Origin of the sequence: Burkholderia sp. A2 (genome assembly GCF_001729305.1) — a bacterium.
In the GTDB taxonomy this organism is placed as follows: domain Bacteria; phylum Pseudomonadota; class Gammaproteobacteria; order Burkholderiales; family Burkholderiaceae; genus Burkholderia; species Burkholderia sola.
The window spans coordinates 1-477 of the sequence record NZ_LZXX01000037.1; the positions used below are offsets into that span (position 1 = coordinate 1).

General features: G+C 61.8%; 1 protein-coding gene. It reads right to left on the reverse strand.

Going from position 1 to position 477, the window contains the following annotated elements; translation table 11 throughout:
• On the reverse strand, positions 1-301 hold a 301-nt coding region (locus A9Z05_RS03495; RefSeq protein ID WP_141723340.1), incomplete at its 3' end, for an MFS transporter.
• Positions 302-477: the final 176 nt, after the last annotated feature.

The window sequence follows — 477 nt, forward strand, 5'->3', positions numbered from 1 at the left end:
CCGACGCGCCGGTGAACACGACGATCGATGCGATCACGAACGGCTTGCGTCCGTAATAGTCGCCGAGCCGGCCGAAGATCGGCACCGTGATCACGGAACTGAGCAGGTACGAGGTCGCGACCCATGCATACAGGTCGAAGCCGCGAAGTTCGGCGACGATGGTCGGCAGCGCGGTGCCGACGACCGTCTGGTCCAGCGCGACCAGCATGGTGACGAACGAGATCCCGATCATCGCGAGCAGCGATTCGCGGAACGGCAGGACTTGCCCGCTCGAATGGTGGGCGGCAGTATGGACGGCCATTTTTTGTCGATACAACGTTTGCCGGGTCAAATAATCTCAAAATTCTAGCATGCCGGAGTAATCTAGGCCGGCGAGGGTTCAGGGCCCGTTCACGCCAAGGAGAGAGATGGAACCGATTTCAATTTCCCCCGCCACGACGCTGTCGGCCGAGGATCGGGACGCGCTGCGCCGCGCGA